The organism is Sporosarcina sp. FSL W7-1349 (genome assembly GCF_038003045.1).
Taxonomy (GTDB): domain Bacteria; phylum Bacillota; class Bacilli; order Bacillales_A; family Planococcaceae; genus Sporosarcina.
In genome coordinates, this window is the sequence record NZ_JBBOOK010000003.1 from 287383 (window position 1) to 303083 (window position 15701).

Genomic DNA, 15701 nt, shown 5'->3' on the forward strand with positions numbered 1-15701 from the left:
ATTATGGTCAAGTTAGAAAGGGCGCACGGCGGATGCCTTGGCACTAGGAGCCTATGAAGGACGGCACTAACACCGATATGCTCCGGGGAGCTGTAAGTAAGCATTGATCCGGAGATTTCCGAATGGGGAAACCCACTGCCCGTAATGGGGCAGTACATGTACGTGAATACATAGCGTACATGAGGCAGACCCGGAGAACTGAAACATCTAAGTATCCGGAGGAAGAGAAAGAAAATTCGATTCCCTGAGTAGCGGCGAGCGAAACGGGAAGAGCCCAAACCAGGAAGCTTGCTTCCTGGGGTTGTAGGACACTCTATACGGAGTTACAAAGGGATGGGTTAGGCGAAGCGACCTGGAAAGGTCCGCCGCAGCGGGTAATAGCCCCGTAGCCGAAAGTCCATCCCCTCCAGAGTGGATCCTGAGTACGGCGGAACACGTGAAATTCCGTCGGAATCCGGGAGGACCATCTCCCAAGGCTAAATACTCCCTAGTGACCGATAGTGAACCAGTACCGTGAGGGAAAGGTGAAAAGCACCCCGGAAGGGGAGTGAAAGAGAACCTGAAACCGTGTGCCTACAAGTTGTCAGAGCCCGTTAAGGGGTGATGGCGTGCCTTTTGTAGAATGAACCGGCGAGTTACGATTCCATGCAAGGTTAAGCCGAGAAGGCGGAGCCGCAGCGAAAGCGAGTCTGAACAGGGCGAATGAGTATGGGGTCGTAGACCCGAAACCAGGTGATCTACCCATGTCCAGGGTGAAGGTAAGGTAACACTTACTGGAGGCCCGAACCCACGTACGTTGAAAAGTGCGGGGATGAGGTGTGGGTAGCGGTGAAATTCCAATCGAACCTGGAGATAGCTGGTTCTCTCCGAAATAGCTTTAGGGCTAGCCTCAAACAACGAATCTCGGAGGTAGAGCACTGTTTGGACTAGGGGCCCATCCCGGGTTACCGAATTCAGACAAACTCCGAATGCCGATGATTTAGGTTTGGGAGTCAGACTGCGGGTGATAAGATCCGTAGTCGAGAGGGAAACAGCCCAGACCACCAGTTAAGGTCCCCAAGTATCCGTTAAGTGGAAAAGGATGTGGCGTTGCCCAGACAACCAGGATGTTGGCTTAGAAGCAGCCACCATTTAAAGAGTGCGTAATAGCTCACTGGTCGAGTGGCGCTGCGCCGAAAATGTACCGGGGCTAAACGGATCACCGAAACTGTGGATTGACACCATTGGTGTCAGTGGTAGGAGAGCGTTCCAAGGGCGTCGAAGCCAGACCGGAAGGACTGGTGGAGCGCTTGGAAGTGAGAATGCCGGTATGAGTAGCGAAAGAAGGGTGAGAATCCCTTCCACCGAATGCCTAAGGTTTCCTGAGGAAGGCTCGTCCGCTCAGGGTCAGTCGGGACCTAAGTCGAGGCCGAAAGGCGTAGACGATGGACAACAGGTTGATATTCCTGTACCACCTCCCCGCCGCTATCAGCAATGGGGGGACGCAGTAGGATAGGGTGAGCGCGCTGTTGGTCATGCGCGTCGAAGCAGTGAGGTGTGGAACGAGGCAAATCCCGTTCCTGTAACATTGAGCTGTGACCGCGAGGGGAATTATTCCCCGGAGTCCCTGATTTCACACTGCCAAGAAAAGCCTCTAGCGAGGCGGGAGGTGCCCGTACCGCAAACCGACACAGGTAGGCGAGGAGAGAATCCTAAGGTGATCGAGAGAACTCTCGTTAAGGAACTCGGCAAAATGACCCCGTAACTTCGGGAGAAGGGGTGCTCTGGTAGGGTGAATAGCCCGAGAGAGCCGCAGTGAATAGGCCCAGGCGACTGTTTAGCAAAAACACAGGTCTCTGCAAAACCGTAAGGTGACGTATAGGGGCTGACGCCTGCCCGGTGCTGGAAGGTTAAGAGGAGAGGTCAGCGCAAGCGAAGCTTCGAATTGAAGCCCCAGTAAACGGCGGCCGTAACTATAACGGTCCTAAGGTAGCGAAATTCCTTGTCGGGTAAGTTCCGACCCGCACGAAAGGCGTAACGATCTGGGCACTGTCTCAACGAGAGACTCGGTGAAATTATAATATGCGTGAAGATGCGCATTACCCGCGACAGGACGGAAAGACCCCGTGGAGCTTTACTGTAACCTGATATTGAATTCCGGTGCAGCCTGTACAGGATAGGTAGGAGCCTTGGAAGCCGGAGCGCCAGCTTCGGTGGAGGCATTGGTGGGATACTACCCTGGCTGTATTGGACTTCTAACCCATGCCCGTGATCCGGGCAGGAGACAGTGTCAGGCGGGCAGTTTGACTGGGGCGGTCGCCTCCTAAAGTGTAACGGAGGCGCCCAAAGGTTCCCTCAGAATGGTTGGACATCATTCGTAGAGTGCAAAGGCATAAGGGAGCTTGACTGCGAGACCTACAAGTCGAGCAGGGTCGAAAGACGGGCTTAGTGATCCGGTGGTTCCGCATGGAAGGGCCATCGCTCAACGGATAAAAGCTACCCCGGGGATAACAGGCTTATCTCCCCCAAGAGTCCACATCGACGGGGAGGTTTGGCACCTCGATGTCGGCTCATCGCATCCTGGGGCTGTAGTCGGTCCCAAGGGTTGGGCTGTTCGCCCATTAAAGCGGTACGCGAGCTGGGTTCAGAACGTCGTGAGACAGTTCGGTCCCTATCCGTCGCGGGCGCAGGAAATTTGAGAGGAGCTGTCCTTAGTACGAGAGGACCGGGATGGACACACCGCTGGTGTACCAGTTGTCTTGCCAAAGGCATCGCTGGGTAGCTATGTGTGGACGGGATAAATGCTGAAAGCATCTAAGCATGAAGCCCCCCTCGAGATGAGATTTCCCTTTACATTCGTAAGTAAGATCCCTCAAAGAAGATGAGGTGGATAGGTCCGGGGTGGAAGTGCGGCGACGCATGGAGCTGACGGATACTAATCGATCGAGGACTTGACCTCAATACAAAGGTTGCATGGCTTGTGGCAGACAATGTTGGTTTTATCCGGTTTTGAACGAACAAGCGACGTTCATGAAAAAAATGCTTGTAATTATCATGAGAATTGATATAATGAATACTGTCTTTGAGAAAAGATAGGACAAGTCTGGTGACGATGGCGAAGAGGTCACACCCGTTCCCATACCGAACACGGAAGTTAAGCTCTTCAGCGCCGATGGTAGTCGGGGGCTTCCCCCTGTGAGAGTAGGACGTCGCTAGGCTTGTAAGGTTCATTACATAGTACAATGCGAAGCTTATCGCACTCCCGTTAAAATTGGGAGAAGCGAGCAGAGCAAGGAAGCGATTGAGCAAGGAAAGGAGCGTACTATCGTACGTGACTGACCAAGCGAATGAAGCTGACGCAGCAATGCGAAGCTTATCGCAATTTTAACTTGGAGGATTAGCTCAGCTGGGAGAGCACCTGCCTTACAAGCAGGGGGTCGGCGGTTCGAACCCGTCATCCTCCACCATATGATTTATTGATTTGCCGGTGTAGCTCAATTGGTAGAGCAACTGACTTGTAATCAGTAGGTTGAGGGTTCAAGTCCTTTCGCCGGCACCACTTTTCGAGCCATTAGCTCAGTTGGTAGAGCATCTGACTTTTAATCAGAGGGTCGCAGGTTCGAATCCTGCATGGCTCACCATTTTAATTTCATACGCGGGTGTGGTGGAACTGGCAGACACGCTAGACTTAGGATCTAGTGCCGCAAGGCGTGGGGGTTCGACTCCCTTCACCCGCACTTTCAATGCGGAAGTAGTTCAGTGGTAGAATACGACCTTGCCAAGGTCGGGGTCGCGGGTTCGAATCCCGTCTTCCGCTCCAGATTTTGCCGGGGTGGCGGAACTGGCAGACGCACAGGACTTAAAATCCTGCGGTAGGTGACTACCGTACCGGTTCGATTCCGGTTCTCGGCACCAGTTATATCAAGTGCGCCCGTAGCTCAATTGGATAGAGCGTCTGACTACGGATCAGAAGGTTATGGGTTCGACTCCTGTCGGGCGCGCCAACAACACATAGTACGGGAAGTAGCTCAGCTTGGTAGAGCACTTGGTTTGGGACCAAGGGGTCGCAGGTTCGAATCCTGTCTTCCCGACCATTTTCTGGGGCCTTAGCTCAGCTGGGAGAGCGCCTGCCTTGCACGCAGGAGGTCAGCGGTTCGATCCCGCTAGGCTCCACCAACAATTTCAATAAAGATCCTGGCGGCGTAGCTCAGCTGGCTAGAGCGTACGGTTCATACCCGTAAGGTCGGGGGTTCGATCCCCTCTGCCGCCATCTTAAGGACCTTTAGCTCAGTTGGTTAGAGCAGACGGCTCATAACCGTCCGGTCGCAGGTTCGAGTCCTGCAAGGTCCACCAGAATTTATTACTACTATACGGAGGAATACCCAAGCCTGGCTGAAGGGATCGGTCTTGAAAACCGACAGGGGTGTTAAAGCCCGCGGGGGTTCGAATCCCTCTTCCTCCGCCATTTTTACTAAAATGGTGTACCTGAAAAAAAGAGTTTCTTAATTCCCAAAGTTGTTGTATACTTATTAGTGTCGGCAACGAAGCGTAAGGCGTACCTTATGCGAAATGTGTTAAAGTCATTATGACTAATGAATATTATTATCGCGGGGTGGAGCAAATCGCATTACGAAGAATGTGATTAACACCGACAGCGGAGCGTAAGGTGTCCCTTATGCGAAATGCGTTGAAGTCATTATAACTAATGAATATTATTATCGCGGGGTGGAGCAGTGGTAGCTCGTCGGGCTCATAACCCGAAGGTCGCAGGTTCAAATCCTGCCCCCGCAACCAAATGGTCCCGTGGTGTAGCGGTTAACATGCCTGCCTGTCACGCAGGAGATCGCCGGTTCGATCCCGGTCGGGACCGCCATTCTTTTCAAAGGTTATACATAAGGTTTGAAAAGCATCGAAAACGCTTCTTCAATCAAATCTGTGGCTCAGTAGCTCAGTCGGTAGAGCAAAGGACTGAAAATCCTTGTGTCGGCGGTTCGATTCCGTCCTGAGCCACCTTCTACGCGGGTGTAGTTTAGTGGTAAAACCTCAGCCTTCCAAGCTGATGATGAGGGTTCGATTCCCTTCACCCGCTCCAATGGGCCTATAGCTCAGCTGGTTAGAGCGCACGCCTGATAAGCGTGAGGTCGGTGGTTCGAGTCCACTTAGGCCCACCATTCCGCAGTAGCTCAGTGGTAGAGCAATCGGCTGTTAACCGATCGGTCGTAGGTTCGAATCCTACCTGCGGAGCCATATAATGGGGAAGTACTCAAGAGGCTCAAGAGGTGCCCCTGCTAAGGGCATAGGTCGCGAAAGCGGCGCGAGGGTTCGAATCCCTCCTTCTCCGCCATATGTTTGGCCCCTTGGTCAAGCGGTTAAGACACCGCCCTTTCACGGCGGTAACACGGGTTCGAATCCCGTAGGGGTCATAATGAAAAAGCGAGAGAATCCTATTTTTGTAGGGTTCTCTCGCTTTTTTTATTACTTTGCTTAGATTGTGTATCAGCGTCTCACTTCGAGCCTCTAATGCTCGAAGTGGGATGCGAGTCAGTCCTCCGTTGCCAATCGAACAGCCAAGGGTTCGTTTGGCTTTAATTCATCTTTGCGGAAATTAAGGCATCCTCAGGATGCGGCGAAGCCAGGCTTTTCAAAACGGCTCCGTTTCCAAAGCCTACCGCAACTGTTGTTTGTCGGGCAGCTGCTCTGTACTTTAGGTTCTTTTGAATTCGTAACATAGGATTCTTCCATGATACAAGATGCCCTTGTTACTTCTTTCGATCATTTACATAACTGTCTTTTTCATGATACGGGATATTTCCCAATGGGGATTCGAGGTTTTCCGCATCTAATCGTTCTTCATATTCTTGTGCTTCCTCGGTCCGGATGAATCCACGTTCTTTTCCGCTCATATCCGTGCCCGTGAACTCTTCTATCTCTTCTGCTGCTCCATTTTGGAGACCGGCATCATATAGCGAGTTGTAGTCATCATAATCCCCTGTAAAATCAGATGGAGTCTCTGAAGTGCCGAACGTCGCGATTTCTGCAAAACTGTCCTTCCCGTCCCTTGATCTTCTTTTGTCAGCAAAGGTGTTCGGATTGGCCATGACGAGGACGTCTTCCTCTGAAGGCCGGTCGCTCGGTACATCTCTTTCCCTTTCTGGAACATGGTCGATGCAAAACGTCGTATATGGAAGGGCCTCCAGCCTTTCGATATCAATTTCCCTCTGACATACTTCGCATTTGCCGTAAGAGCCGTCCTCCAATGCTTGTAAAGCCTGCTCCACTTTGCCGAGTTCTCCCTCCGCATGAATATTGAGTGCCAGGTCCTTTTCTCTTTCAAACAGTTCAGTGCCCATATCACCTGGATGGTTATCATACATGGAGAGCTCTCCGACTTCATCCCGGGGGCTATCCTTAAGATCCGTTTCTCGTTCTGTCTTTCGTAATTCACGCTTCATCATAAGCAGCTCTTGTTTCAACTTCTGCTTTTGTTGATCGGTCAACATAGAGGTCACGTCCTTTTTGGTTATTTCTATAGCATGCTCAATTTTGAATTGATTCATGAATTCAGTGGAGTTCATTCTTTTTAATTCCCTTTCGAAGGCATCGTTTAAACCTACATGCCAAAAAGCCGCACCCGTCATTATATGAAGGGTACGGCTTTTAAGTCCCAGATGCTTGTCCGATGGCGCAGCAGGGACTCCTGGGCTGTTTAGGCCAGCTTACAGTAAATGTCCAATTAGGATTCCGATACCGAGCAGCGTGGCAAACAAAGTGTTGGTCACTGCCGTGTTTTTCATAGCCGGCATCATCTGGATTGGTAACCGATTTTTTCGAAATTCCGAAATGGCGGAAGCCGGCTTTTTCACTGCCAAAAAGATCAGCAACGCCCAAGGGGTCAAGTGACCGAAAAGGACAAGTGCCAAAATCCAGATATACGAAAGGATGAAAAACGACATCAATATCGTGATTGCTTTGGATCGGCCAACTAAGATGGCGAGTGTTCTCCTTCCGCCTTCCTTATCGCTCTCCAAGTCCCGGATATTATTGGCTAGCATGATCCCACCAACCAATAGCACACTCGGAATGGAAAGCAGGACAGCTTCTCTCGTGATTTCTCCCGTCTGGATATAAAAGGCGATGAGAATCAAAAACATGCCCATCACAACACCTGAAAACAATTCCCCAAAAGGCGTATACGCTATCGGATAAGGGCCTCCTGTATAGAAATAGCCGACCATCATCGACAGTGCCCCGACCAGAGCAAGCATCCAAGAGGTTTCGGAACAAATATAAATGCCAATCAGCACGGAAATCCCGTAAAGAGCCAGCGCGAGATTCAGTACTGTTTTCGGCTTCACCCCATTGCGGACGATTGTTCCGCCGATTCCAACGGAGTGTTCCGTATCGAGTCCTCTTTTATAGTCATAATACTCATTGAACATATTTGTCGCCATTTGAATGAGTATACTTGCGATTAGCATGGCGAAAAATAGAGGAAGATGAATTGGTCCTTGTGTTAAAGCAATCATCGTCCCTAAAAAAACAGGCGCAAACGCAGCGGTCAATGTATGGGGACGTGTCAGTTTCCACCAAATGCGCCAGCCGGTATCCGCCTTCATCGTCTGTTGCAAGATTCGTTCGCTCCTTTTTATTCAGTACTCGTCTCTATTGTACTCCAAAATCAAGTTTCTGGACATCCCACCTGCATAAATAATGCCGAATCTTGAAGAATTCTGTATGATAGAATAGAGGTATCAACATACTATGGGCTTCACGAAAATACGGAGGGAACAGAATGAATCGGAAGTTGACCGCTACTCGGGACGCCAAGACCGGCGTCGGCCAAAAAGATATTCGTTTTTTTACAGAGACCATTGATGTAGGCCGAATATCTCCTCTGGCATTTTTTGAAGCGGGGGATTCTTGTTATAAAAACGAACGTTTCTTTTGGCAAAATGCAAATAAAACATTGACTTTGGTCGGCATTGGGCATGCAACAGTCCTGACGACAGATTACGGGGAAGACCGATACACGAGCATATCCAACAGTTGGAAGCAGTTGAGGGAAGCGCTCATCAAAGAAGAAAAGGATATGGAACCTGTTTTGTTCGGCGGATTTTCATTTGACCCGGAAGTGGGTGGGGAGGAGGAATGGAAAGGATTCCCTTCCTCCTATTTCGTTGTCCCTTCCTTCCAATTGAAAATCCAGGACGGCAAGACGATGATTGCCATCAACTTGGTGACGGATCGCGCTTCGTCTGCGGAGGAATTTGAGAAGCTTCGCGAGGAACGGGACAGGCTCCTCCATATTGCACAAGTGGAGGACTTTCCTGAGGTATCGAAGCCTCAAGTGCTCGCAATCGAGGAACGGGAGAAAGAGGGCTATTTAGCAGCTGTGGAACAAGTGACGGAACGGATTCGAGCGGGCGAGGCGGAAAAAGTGGTCATTGCCCGTTCAATTGACCTGCGCTTCCAAGAGCCGGTCCCGTCCATTTCAGCGTTGCATCATATTACGAATGAACAACAAGAGAGCTATCAATTCGGTTTGCAGAAGGATGACCGCCTGTTTTTCGGGGCGACTCCGGAAAGGCTGATCCGGATAGAAAATGGAAAAGCATTCTCCGCTTGTGTCGCCGGCTCGACTCGCCGTGGCAAGTCTGCCGTGGAGGACCGGCTTCTTGGCGAGGAATTGCTTGGAGACCGCAAGAACCGGGAGGAGCATCAATATGTGGTTCATATGATTTCTACAGTGTTCCAATCGTTATGTAAATCGGTGACTGTGCCGAAAATGCCGAAACTGATGAAAATCCGGGATATCCAGCATCTCTTCACACCAGTTGTCGGTGAGTTGGAAGAGGAGATTGATATTTTTGATTTGGTCCGTGCGCTCCATCCCACCCCGGCGCTTGGGGGTTCGCCCACTCATGTTGCGATGGAGATGATCCGGGAGTTGGAAAAGATGGATCGTGGCTATTATGCGGCCCCGATCGGCTGGACGGACACTGCGGGGAATGGAGAGTTTGCCGTTGCAATCCGCTCGGGCCTGCTTGATGGGAATCGTGCTCATTTGTATGCGGGAGGCGGAATTGTCGCAAATTCTGAGAAGGACATGGAATACGAAGAGACTTGGGTCAAATTCAGACCGGTGCTCCGAGCACTTGGAGGAAAGTTGAATGGATAATCGACAAATATTGACCGCTCACGTACGGCGGATTACCGGGGCATTGCTCCAAGCAGGCGTCCGATCGGCGGTTATCAGCCCGGGATCCCGTTCCACTCCGCTTGCCTATGCGTTTGCTTCGACGCCTGACTTGCAGACGCATATACAGGTGGACGAGCGTTCTGCGGCTTATTATGCACTTGGAATGGCCAAGGCATCCGGGCAGCCTGTCGCCTTGCTCTGTACGTCTGGCACGGCAGCTTCCAATTATCACCCTGCCATCACGGAGGCCTATTATGCACGGATTCCACTCGTTGTCATTACAGCGGACCGGCCGCATGAATTAAGAGAAGTCGGCGCTCCGCAGGCGATCGATCAAATCCGGATGTACGGCGGCCATGTAAAGTATAGCGTGGATTTTCCTATGGCTGAAGAGAGCGCCGTGATGGACGATTTCATCGATCGCCATATCCGCAGGGCCCTATCGGTGGCGCAGACCGTTCCGCAAGGTCCTGTCCATTTGAATATGCCTTTCCGAGAACCGCTTTTGATCGACTTTGATTTGCCGGCGTCGCCAACGACGTTCCAAGGGCGGATTCGTTCAAATGACTGCCTGGATGAAAACGCCAAACGGGAGATTGTCGATGTATTGACGAAATCGAATAACGGAATGGTCGTTGTAGGCGAGTTGTCTGCGACACTTGATAAAACCGCCTTTTGGCGATTTGCACAGCAATTGGGCTGGCCGGTCCTTTGCGATCCTTTATCTCAGCTCCGTTCGGAAGTACCGGCTTCTTGTTCATCACTTTGCATCGACCATTACGACGCTATCTTGAAGAGTGAAAGTTTCCAAGAGAAAGCGGTGCCTCAGACGGTGATCCGATTCGGCTCGCACCCGGTGTCGAAGCCATTGGCACTTTATTTATCCGGCGTGCGTCCATCGACAGTACTCGTCGTGGATGAATCGCCTGAATTTCGTGATCCATTCGGTGTGGCGACGCATCATATCCAGGCATCACCCGAAGCGGTCTGGCAACTTGAAGTGTCTGGCTCCAATTCGTCCTACGCAAAGCTTTGGGCACAGGCGAATGAGATCGCATCCGATATTACATCCAATTATGCTGGCAGTATCGGCGACGAAGGGATCTACGCTAAGATGCTATTCGATCATTTGCCGGATGGGAGCGATTTATTTAGCGGCAGCAGCATGCCGATCCGGGATGTCGATACGTTCTTTCGTAAAACGGACCGAGACATTGCAGTATTTGCAAATCGGGGTACAAATGGCATTGATGGCGTCATTTCCTCGGCATTCGGTGTCCAAGAAACACGGAAACGGCCGACTTGGCTGTTAATCGGGGATTTGTCCTTCCTTCATGACGTCAATGGCCTGATCATCACTCGCTTCCAAGAGACGGATTTGACGATTGTTATTATGAATAATGACGGAGGCGGCATCTTTTCCTATCTGTCCCAGTCCCAAGTGAGCCAGCATTTCGAGCAACTATTCGGGACCCCGACTGGGCTGACGTTCAACCATATTGCGGCGATGTATGACGCCCAATATTCCGATGTCCGGACGCCCGAACAGTTTGCGGAAGTGCTTGCCGAGCCGAAAACGAAGCCTGTCCGGATCATTGAGGTGTTTACGGATCGACCGTCGAATGTCAAGGCGCATCGGGAGCTTTGGTCAAAGATCGTGGAAGGGATCGATTCGATTGAATGATAGGGTGTTATCGGTCCGGGGAATAGAGGTATATGTGGAAATTCAAGGGGACGTCCATCTCCCAACGATTGTCATGCTCCATGGGTTTACAGGCAGCACACGGACGTGGCAAGAAATTACACGGCGGCTTCAGGGGCGATTCCGTACAATAGCCATTGATTTGATTGGCCATGGAAAGACTGCAAAGCCTTCGGAGCTTAGCCGGTATTCGATGGACGAGCAAATCAAAGACCTCGATGACGTGGTAATACAGCTTGGCCTGGAACGTTTCACATTGCTTGGCTATTCCATGGGCGGGCGCACGGCACTTGCCTACGCGGTGGGATCCCCTGAAAAAGTAGAGATGTTGATTCTCGAAAGCACCTCACCAGGACTTCAAGGGAAAGAGGAGAGGGAGTCCCGAAAAAATTTGGATAATCAGCTTGCCAATCAAATCATCGAGAAGGGACTCACTGCTTTTGTGGATAGGTGGGAAAATATCCCTTTATTTGATTCGCAGAAAGCCTTGGATGAAAAGACCCGTTCTGCCATCCGGGAAGAACGTCTAAGTCAAAGTGAAATTGGACTCGCGAATAGCTTACGGGGCATGGGAACGGGATGTCAGCGCTCCTACTGGAGTGAACTCGACAAACTAGATATTCCCGTTCTTCTCATTACGGGGGAATTCGACAAGAAATTCGTCAATATTTCCCGGGAAATGGCCGCGCACTTGCCCAATAGCGTCCAAAAGACCGTTTTGGGAGCGGGCCATGCGATTCATGTGGAAAAACCGGATGTTTTTGCTACAATGATAGAGGAGTATATAAATTAGAGGAGGAGTAAAATGACACGTCAATGGGAAACAATTCGTACATACGAAGATATTAAATACGAAAAGTATAATGGGATTGCCAAAGTGACGATCAACCGTCCGGAAGTGCGGAATGCTTTCAGACCGAAAACAACAGCGGAACTGATTGATGCTTTTACACGGGCCCGCGATGATGAGAGCATCGGAGTCATCATCCTAACAGGTGAAGGGGAGATGGCGTTCTGTTCAGGCGGTGACCAATCGGTTCGCGGCCACGGCGGCTATGTCGGGGAAGATGAAATTCCTCGTTTGAACGTATTGGATCTGCAACGGCTGATCCGCGTCATTCCAAAACCGGTTGTCGCAATGGTTGCTGGTTATGCAATCGGCGGAGGCCATGTCCTTCATGTCGTTTGCGATTTGACGATTGCTGCTGAAAATGCTCGATTCGGGCAAACGGGTCCAAAAGTTGGATCATTTGACGCAGGATACGGTTCCGGGTATCTGGCTCGTATCATCGGCCATAAAAAAGCACGGGAAATTTGGTATCTCTGCCGTCAATACGATGCGCAGCAAGCGTTGGAGATGGGGCTAGTCAACACGGTTGTCCCATATGAGCAATTGGAAGATGAAACGGTGAAATGGTGTGAGGAAATGTTGGCGATGAGCCCGACTGCCCTTCGTTTCATCAAAGCGGCGATGAATGCCGATACGGACGGCTTGGCTGGTTTGCAACAGCTTGCCGGAGATGCGACGCTCCTATACTATACAACGGATGAAGCGAAAGAGGGACGCGATGCGTTCAAAGAGAAACGCAAACCGGACTTCGGCCAATTCCCGCGTTTCCCTTAATCTGTAATTATGAAGCTGCCTTGAAATGGGCAGCTTTTTCTGACGAAAGGAAGGTGATTGCATGATTCCAAACTGGCTCATGCAGCGCGCTTATTTGACACCGCACAAAACGGCCTTCTCGTTCGGCGAGGAACGTTGGACCTTTTGGGAAATGAAAGACAGGGCTTTACAGCTTGCCGGGAAGTTGAAAGGGCAAGGCTTGGCCTCCGATAGCCGCATTGCATTGCTCGGTTCGTCCAATCCGGAAATGGTCTTCATGATCCAGGCGTGCCTTTTGGCCGATCTGGAAATCGTCATGCTTAACAGCCGGCTGACAGCGGAGGAGCTTCAGTGGCAAGTGAAGGATTCGAAAGCCGCGACGGTGTTGGTTCAAGATTCGCTGCGCCACCTCGTCCATCCCAATTTGCCGGTTCTCCTGTTTTCGGAAGTGGAAGCGGGGCAAAGCATGGCGCATGTTCCCCAAGAATTATGGGGACCCGACCGCACGATTACGATCATGTATACATCCGGCACAACCGGATTGCCTAAAGGCGTCCGCCAAACTGCGGGAAATCACACATCCAGCGCATTGTCTTCCGTGTTGAACCTCGGACTGGAGGAACAGGATGTCTGGTTATGCGCAATGCCGTTGTTCCATATTAGTGGCTTTTCTATCTTAGTCCGTTCGCTGCTATACGGGATGGAAGTGAGATTGTATGAGAAATTTGACGCGGTTGCTGCGGCGGAGGAAATCCGACAAGGGACAGTGACTCGGATGTCCGTTGTAGCCACGATGTTGAATCGGATTTTGCAGGAACTGGAGAAGCAGGATCAGATGGCGCATCCTTCTTTCCGGACCATGCTTCCCGGAGGCGGGCCGGTGCCCGTGAATTATTTGGAACGAGCTGCTGAACGGAACATGCCAGTCCTGCAAACGTATGGCATGACCGAAACGAGCTCCCAAACGGCCACCTTGGCTGCACAGGATGCAATTCGGAAAATCGGTTCCGCAGGGAAACCGCTCTTTTTTAACCAAATCAAAATAAACGGCGCCCACGCTGCAGGAGATGTGGGGGAAGTACTCATTCGAGGCCCGCATGTCACGCCAGGGTATATTGGCCATGCGGCGACGGAAGATCCGCTACGGGACGGCTGGTTGCCGACGGGAGACCTCGGTTATATTGATGAGGAAGGGTATTTATTTATCGTCGACCGGCGTTCGGACTTGATCATTTCAGGCGGAGAGAATATTTATCCGGCCGAGATTGAAAACATCCTTGCTTCGCATCCAGCTGTGTTGGAGGCGGGCGTCTGCGGACAAGCCCATCCGGAATGGGGCACCGTACCGGTGGCGTTTATCGTGAAGCAAGGCGAGGTGACGGCTGATACGCTGACCGCATTTTGCGAGGAGAGACTCGCCCGTTATAAATTGCCAAAAGCATACTACTTTGTGAACCAGTTACCTCGCAACGCGTCCAATAAACTGCTGCGGCGCGAATTGAAACAGTGGGCCGCCCAACAGGAAGGCCATGGGAACTTGGAACGTTCGGATTAATGTGCTTGGCGAACTGTCATGGCTTGTGCGAACTGTCACGGCAATTCCGCGAATTGTAAGGACAACTCGGAGAACTGTCATGGCCCTGCGCAAAACTATCATGGCGCGTACGGACCACCATGGTTCAGCGTGAAACGGTCCCATTTTGTCCAAAATTCCAAATTCCACAAAAGGACCGCTCCCAAATCCAAATCCAGGAGCGGTCCTTTCTCATTCACTACTTAGCGCGGTGCGTAATGTTTCTAAATTATGTTCCATCAACGTAAAATAGGTTTCTTCGTGTTCTACATCTTCTTTCGTCAACACGCCTAAATTATGGAGTGTTAGCGACTCCGCTCCGATTTCCTTGCGGATGACTTCCGTCAATTTGGATGAGACATTCTGTTCAAACAGGACAAACTTGATGTCCTTTTCTTTTGCTTCCTCGACAAGGATCGCTAGTTGTTTTTGAGATGGTTCGCTTTGCGAATTTAGGCCTGCGACTGCGACTTGGTCTAAACCGTAGCGATCTGCCAAATAACCAAAAGCGGCATGGGACACGAAAAAGGTTTTATTCGGAGCTTCGTCAGCCATTTCTTGGAATTTCTTATCCAGTTGTTCCAAGTCTTCTTTCAATTGCTCGAAATTCTTTTCAAACTCCTCTTTTGCTTCAGGTGCTGCATCGATAAGCGCCTCTTTGATAGAGGTAGCGAGTTCGATACTCAGATTTGGCGAGATCCATACATGCGGGTCATGCAGATGAGATTCGTGCCCGTGGCCATCATGTTCTCCTTCGTCATGCTCGTGCCCGTCGTGCTTGTCATGCCCATGCTCCTCGTCTTCATGGCTATGTCCCTCTCCAAGCTGCTCCTCCGGAATCAGGTCCGCAGTCGGAATCAATTTCACATGCTCATTCTTCAAAGTTTTTTCTGCATTTTCCACAAAACCTTCCAGTCCAAGTCCGATATAGAAAAATAAATCCGCGTCGGCAAGGGCCATCATATCCTTTTGAGTTGGGTCGAATGTATGTTCATCGGCCCCGGCAGGATAGATGGAATGGACGTCGACATGGCTGCCGCCAATCCGTTCCGAGAAATACTGAAGCGGATAAACCGTCGTATAGACAGTCAATGTTTCCTCGTCTTTCTCATTCGCTTCGTTATTCTCATTCTTGCCGCAAGCGCTCAGCAAGAAAAGAACCGATAGACAAAGAATAAAAAATCGTTTGTATCCCATCATTCTGAATCTCCTTTTCTTAATAGTAATGATTACGATTTAGGTAGTGCGCTTTTTTATCATACATAAGAGTCGGGGTTTTGACAACCCATTTATACAAAAGAAAAAAGTCCGGTTCACAAGACCGAACTTACACTTTGTTCTTTTCTTCCACTTTTTCCGGAACAGGATCGAATCCGCCTTCATGGAATGGGTGGCATTTTGAAATCCGTTTGATGGTCAACCATCCCCCTTTCCACGTTCCATGTTTTGCAATGGCCTCTATACCATAATGGGAACAAGTCGGATAGAAGCGACAAGAGGGAGGTGTCAGTGGAGATATGACTTTTTGATATATTTTAATTAAACCGATTAGCAATTTTTTCAAATTATTTACTCCTGAATATGTCATTATGTTTATTCTAGAGCTATCTGTGGTAAATTAAAAGAGAGATGATTTTTCATTCAG

9 protein-coding genes, 20 tRNA genes and 2 rRNA genes are annotated in these 15701 nt (G+C 50.4%); 27 read left to right on the plus strand and 4 right to left on the minus strand.

Going from position 1 to position 15701, the window contains the following annotated elements:
* Positions 1-5: 5 nt before the first annotated feature.
* The 22 genes from MKY41_RS19915 (at position 6) to MKY41_RS20020 (ending at position 5402) form a co-directional block, all read left to right on the plus strand.
* A 23S ribosomal RNA gene (locus MKY41_RS19915) occupies positions 6-2938 on the plus strand.
* Positions 2939-3081: 143 nt separating this feature from the next.
* Positions 3082-3197, plus strand: a 5S ribosomal RNA gene (gene rrf / locus MKY41_RS19920).
* Positions 3198-3370: 173 nt separating this feature from the next.
* A tRNA-Val gene (locus MKY41_RS19925) sits at positions 3371-3446 on the plus strand.
* A 16-nt stretch (positions 3447-3462) separates the two neighbouring features.
* Positions 3463-3538 (plus strand) — tRNA-Thr (locus MKY41_RS19930).
* Positions 3539-3544: 6 nt separating this feature from the next.
* Positions 3545-3620 (plus strand) — tRNA-Lys (locus tag MKY41_RS19935).
* 14 nt (positions 3621-3634) lie between these two features.
* Positions 3635-3716, plus strand: a tRNA-Leu gene (locus MKY41_RS19940).
* Between the two features lie 8 nt (positions 3717-3724).
* A tRNA-Gly gene (locus MKY41_RS19945) sits at positions 3725-3799 on the plus strand.
* A 6-nt stretch (positions 3800-3805) separates the two neighbouring features.
* Positions 3806-3894: transfer RNA gene (locus MKY41_RS19950), tRNA-Leu, on the plus strand.
* 12 nt (positions 3895-3906) lie between these two features.
* Positions 3907-3983 (plus strand) — tRNA-Arg (locus MKY41_RS19955).
* A 13-nt stretch (positions 3984-3996) separates the two neighbouring features.
* Positions 3997-4073 (plus strand) — tRNA-Pro (locus MKY41_RS19960).
* 6 nt (positions 4074-4079) lie between these two features.
* Positions 4080-4155, plus strand: a tRNA-Ala gene (locus MKY41_RS19965).
* Between the two features lie 20 nt (positions 4156-4175).
* A tRNA-Met gene (locus MKY41_RS19970) sits at positions 4176-4249 on the plus strand.
* A 6-nt stretch (positions 4250-4255) separates the two neighbouring features.
* Positions 4256-4332: transfer RNA gene (locus MKY41_RS19975), tRNA-Ile, on the plus strand.
* Between the two features lie 19 nt (positions 4333-4351).
* A tRNA-Ser gene (locus MKY41_RS19980) sits at positions 4352-4444 on the plus strand.
* A gap of 254 nt (positions 4445-4698) precedes the next feature.
* Positions 4699-4773, plus strand: a tRNA-Met gene (locus MKY41_RS19985).
* A 3-nt stretch (positions 4774-4776) separates the two neighbouring features.
* Positions 4777-4852, plus strand: a tRNA-Asp gene (locus tag MKY41_RS19990).
* Positions 4853-4916: 64 nt separating this feature from the next.
* A tRNA-Phe gene (locus MKY41_RS19995) sits at positions 4917-4989 on the plus strand.
* An 8-nt stretch (positions 4990-4997) separates the two neighbouring features.
* Positions 4998-5071 (plus strand) — tRNA-Gly (locus MKY41_RS20000).
* Positions 5072-5073: 2 nt separating this feature from the next.
* Positions 5074-5150, plus strand: a tRNA-Ile gene (locus tag MKY41_RS20005).
* A gap of 1 nt (position 5151) precedes the next feature.
* A tRNA-Asn gene (locus MKY41_RS20010) sits at positions 5152-5226 on the plus strand.
* Positions 5227-5232: 6 nt separating this feature from the next.
* Positions 5233-5323: transfer RNA gene (locus MKY41_RS20015), tRNA-Ser, on the plus strand.
* A 7-nt stretch (positions 5324-5330) separates the two neighbouring features.
* Positions 5331-5402: transfer RNA gene (locus tag MKY41_RS20020), tRNA-Glu, on the plus strand.
* Between the two features lie 336 nt (positions 5403-5738).
* On the opposite strand, the gene MKY41_RS20025 is transcribed toward MKY41_RS20020, so the two are convergent.
* The gene (locus MKY41_RS20025) at positions 5739-6479 is read right to left on the minus strand and encodes a TraR/DksA C4-type zinc finger protein (protein ID WP_340746721.1); all 741 of its coding nucleotides are present in this window, start codon (positions 6477-6479) and stop codon (positions 5739-5741) included.
* Between the two features lie 216 nt (positions 6480-6695).
* The gene (locus tag MKY41_RS20030) at positions 6696-7607 is read right to left on the minus strand and encodes a 1,4-dihydroxy-2-naphthoate polyprenyltransferase (protein ID WP_340746722.1); all 912 of its coding nucleotides are present in this window, start codon (positions 7605-7607) and stop codon (positions 6696-6698) included.
* 164 nt (positions 7608-7771) lie between these two features.
* Here MKY41_RS20030 and MKY41_RS20035 point away from each other — a divergent pair, with 164 nt between their 5' ends.
* From MKY41_RS20035 to MKY41_RS20055, 5 genes are all read left to right on the plus strand, one after another.
* Positions 7772-9157, plus strand: a complete 1386-nt coding sequence (locus MKY41_RS20035) for an isochorismate synthase (RefSeq protein WP_340746723.1) — start codon at positions 7772-7774, stop codon at positions 9155-9157.
* Complete coding sequence (gene menD / locus MKY41_RS20040) at positions 9150-10862, plus strand: 2-succinyl-5-enolpyruvyl-6-hydroxy-3-cyclohexene-1-carboxylic-acid synthase (protein WP_340746724.1); 1713 nt, start codon at positions 9150-9152, stop codon at positions 10860-10862. The genes MKY41_RS20035 and menD overlap by 8 nt, the downstream gene beginning before the upstream one ends.
* Positions 10855-11673 (plus strand): 2-succinyl-6-hydroxy-2,4-cyclohexadiene-1-carboxylate synthase, encoded by an 819-nt coding sequence (menH, locus tag MKY41_RS20045; RefSeq protein WP_340746725.1) that lies wholly within the window; start codon positions 10855-10857, stop codon positions 11671-11673. The genes menD and menH overlap by 8 nt, the downstream gene beginning before the upstream one ends.
* A 12-nt stretch (positions 11674-11685) precedes the next feature.
* Entirely contained in the window at positions 11686-12504 is an 819-nt protein-coding gene (menB, locus tag MKY41_RS20050; protein WP_041070666.1) for a 1,4-dihydroxy-2-naphthoyl-CoA synthase, read from the plus strand.
* Positions 12505-12565: 61 nt separating this feature from the next.
* On the plus strand, positions 12566-14038 hold the full coding sequence (locus MKY41_RS20055; RefSeq protein ID WP_340746726.1) for an o-succinylbenzoate--CoA ligase: 1473 nt from the start codon (positions 12566-12568) through the stop codon (positions 14036-14038).
* Between the two features lie 210 nt (positions 14039-14248).
* On the opposite strand, the gene MKY41_RS20060 is transcribed toward MKY41_RS20055, so the two are convergent.
* Complete coding sequence (locus MKY41_RS20060; protein WP_340746727.1) at positions 14249-15253, minus strand: metal ABC transporter solute-binding protein, Zn/Mn family; 1005 nt, start codon at positions 15251-15253, stop codon at positions 14249-14251.
* Between the two features lie 130 nt (positions 15254-15383).
* A complete protein-coding gene (yidD, locus tag MKY41_RS20065) occupies positions 15384-15620 on the minus strand; it encodes a membrane protein insertion efficiency factor YidD (RefSeq protein ID WP_340746728.1) in 237 nt (78 codons plus the stop codon).
* Between the last annotated feature and the right edge of the window lie 81 nt (positions 15621-15701).

Bases quoted from the DNA above. Each gene is read 5' to 3' on its own strand.
- MKY41_RS20025 (WP_340746721.1), bottom strand. From the start codon at position 6,479: ATGTTGACCGATCAACAAAAGCAGAAGTTGAAACAAGAGCTGCTTATG.
- MKY41_RS20035 (WP_340746723.1), top strand. From the start codon at position 7,772: ATGAATCGGAAGTTGACCGCTACTCGGGACGCCAAGACCGGCGTCGGC.
- menD (WP_340746724.1), top strand. From the start codon at position 9,150: ATGGATAATCGACAAATATTGACCGCTCACGTACGGCGGATTACCGGG.
- menB (WP_041070666.1), top strand. From the start codon at position 11,686: ATGACACGTCAATGGGAAACAATTCGTACATACGAAGATATTAAATAC.
- MKY41_RS20055 (WP_340746726.1), top strand. From the start codon at position 12,566: ATGATTCCAAACTGGCTCATGCAGCGCGCTTATTTGACACCGCACAAA.
- MKY41_RS20060 (WP_340746727.1), bottom strand. From the start codon at position 15,253: ATGGGATACAAACGATTTTTTATTCTTTGTCTATCGGTTCTTTTCTTG.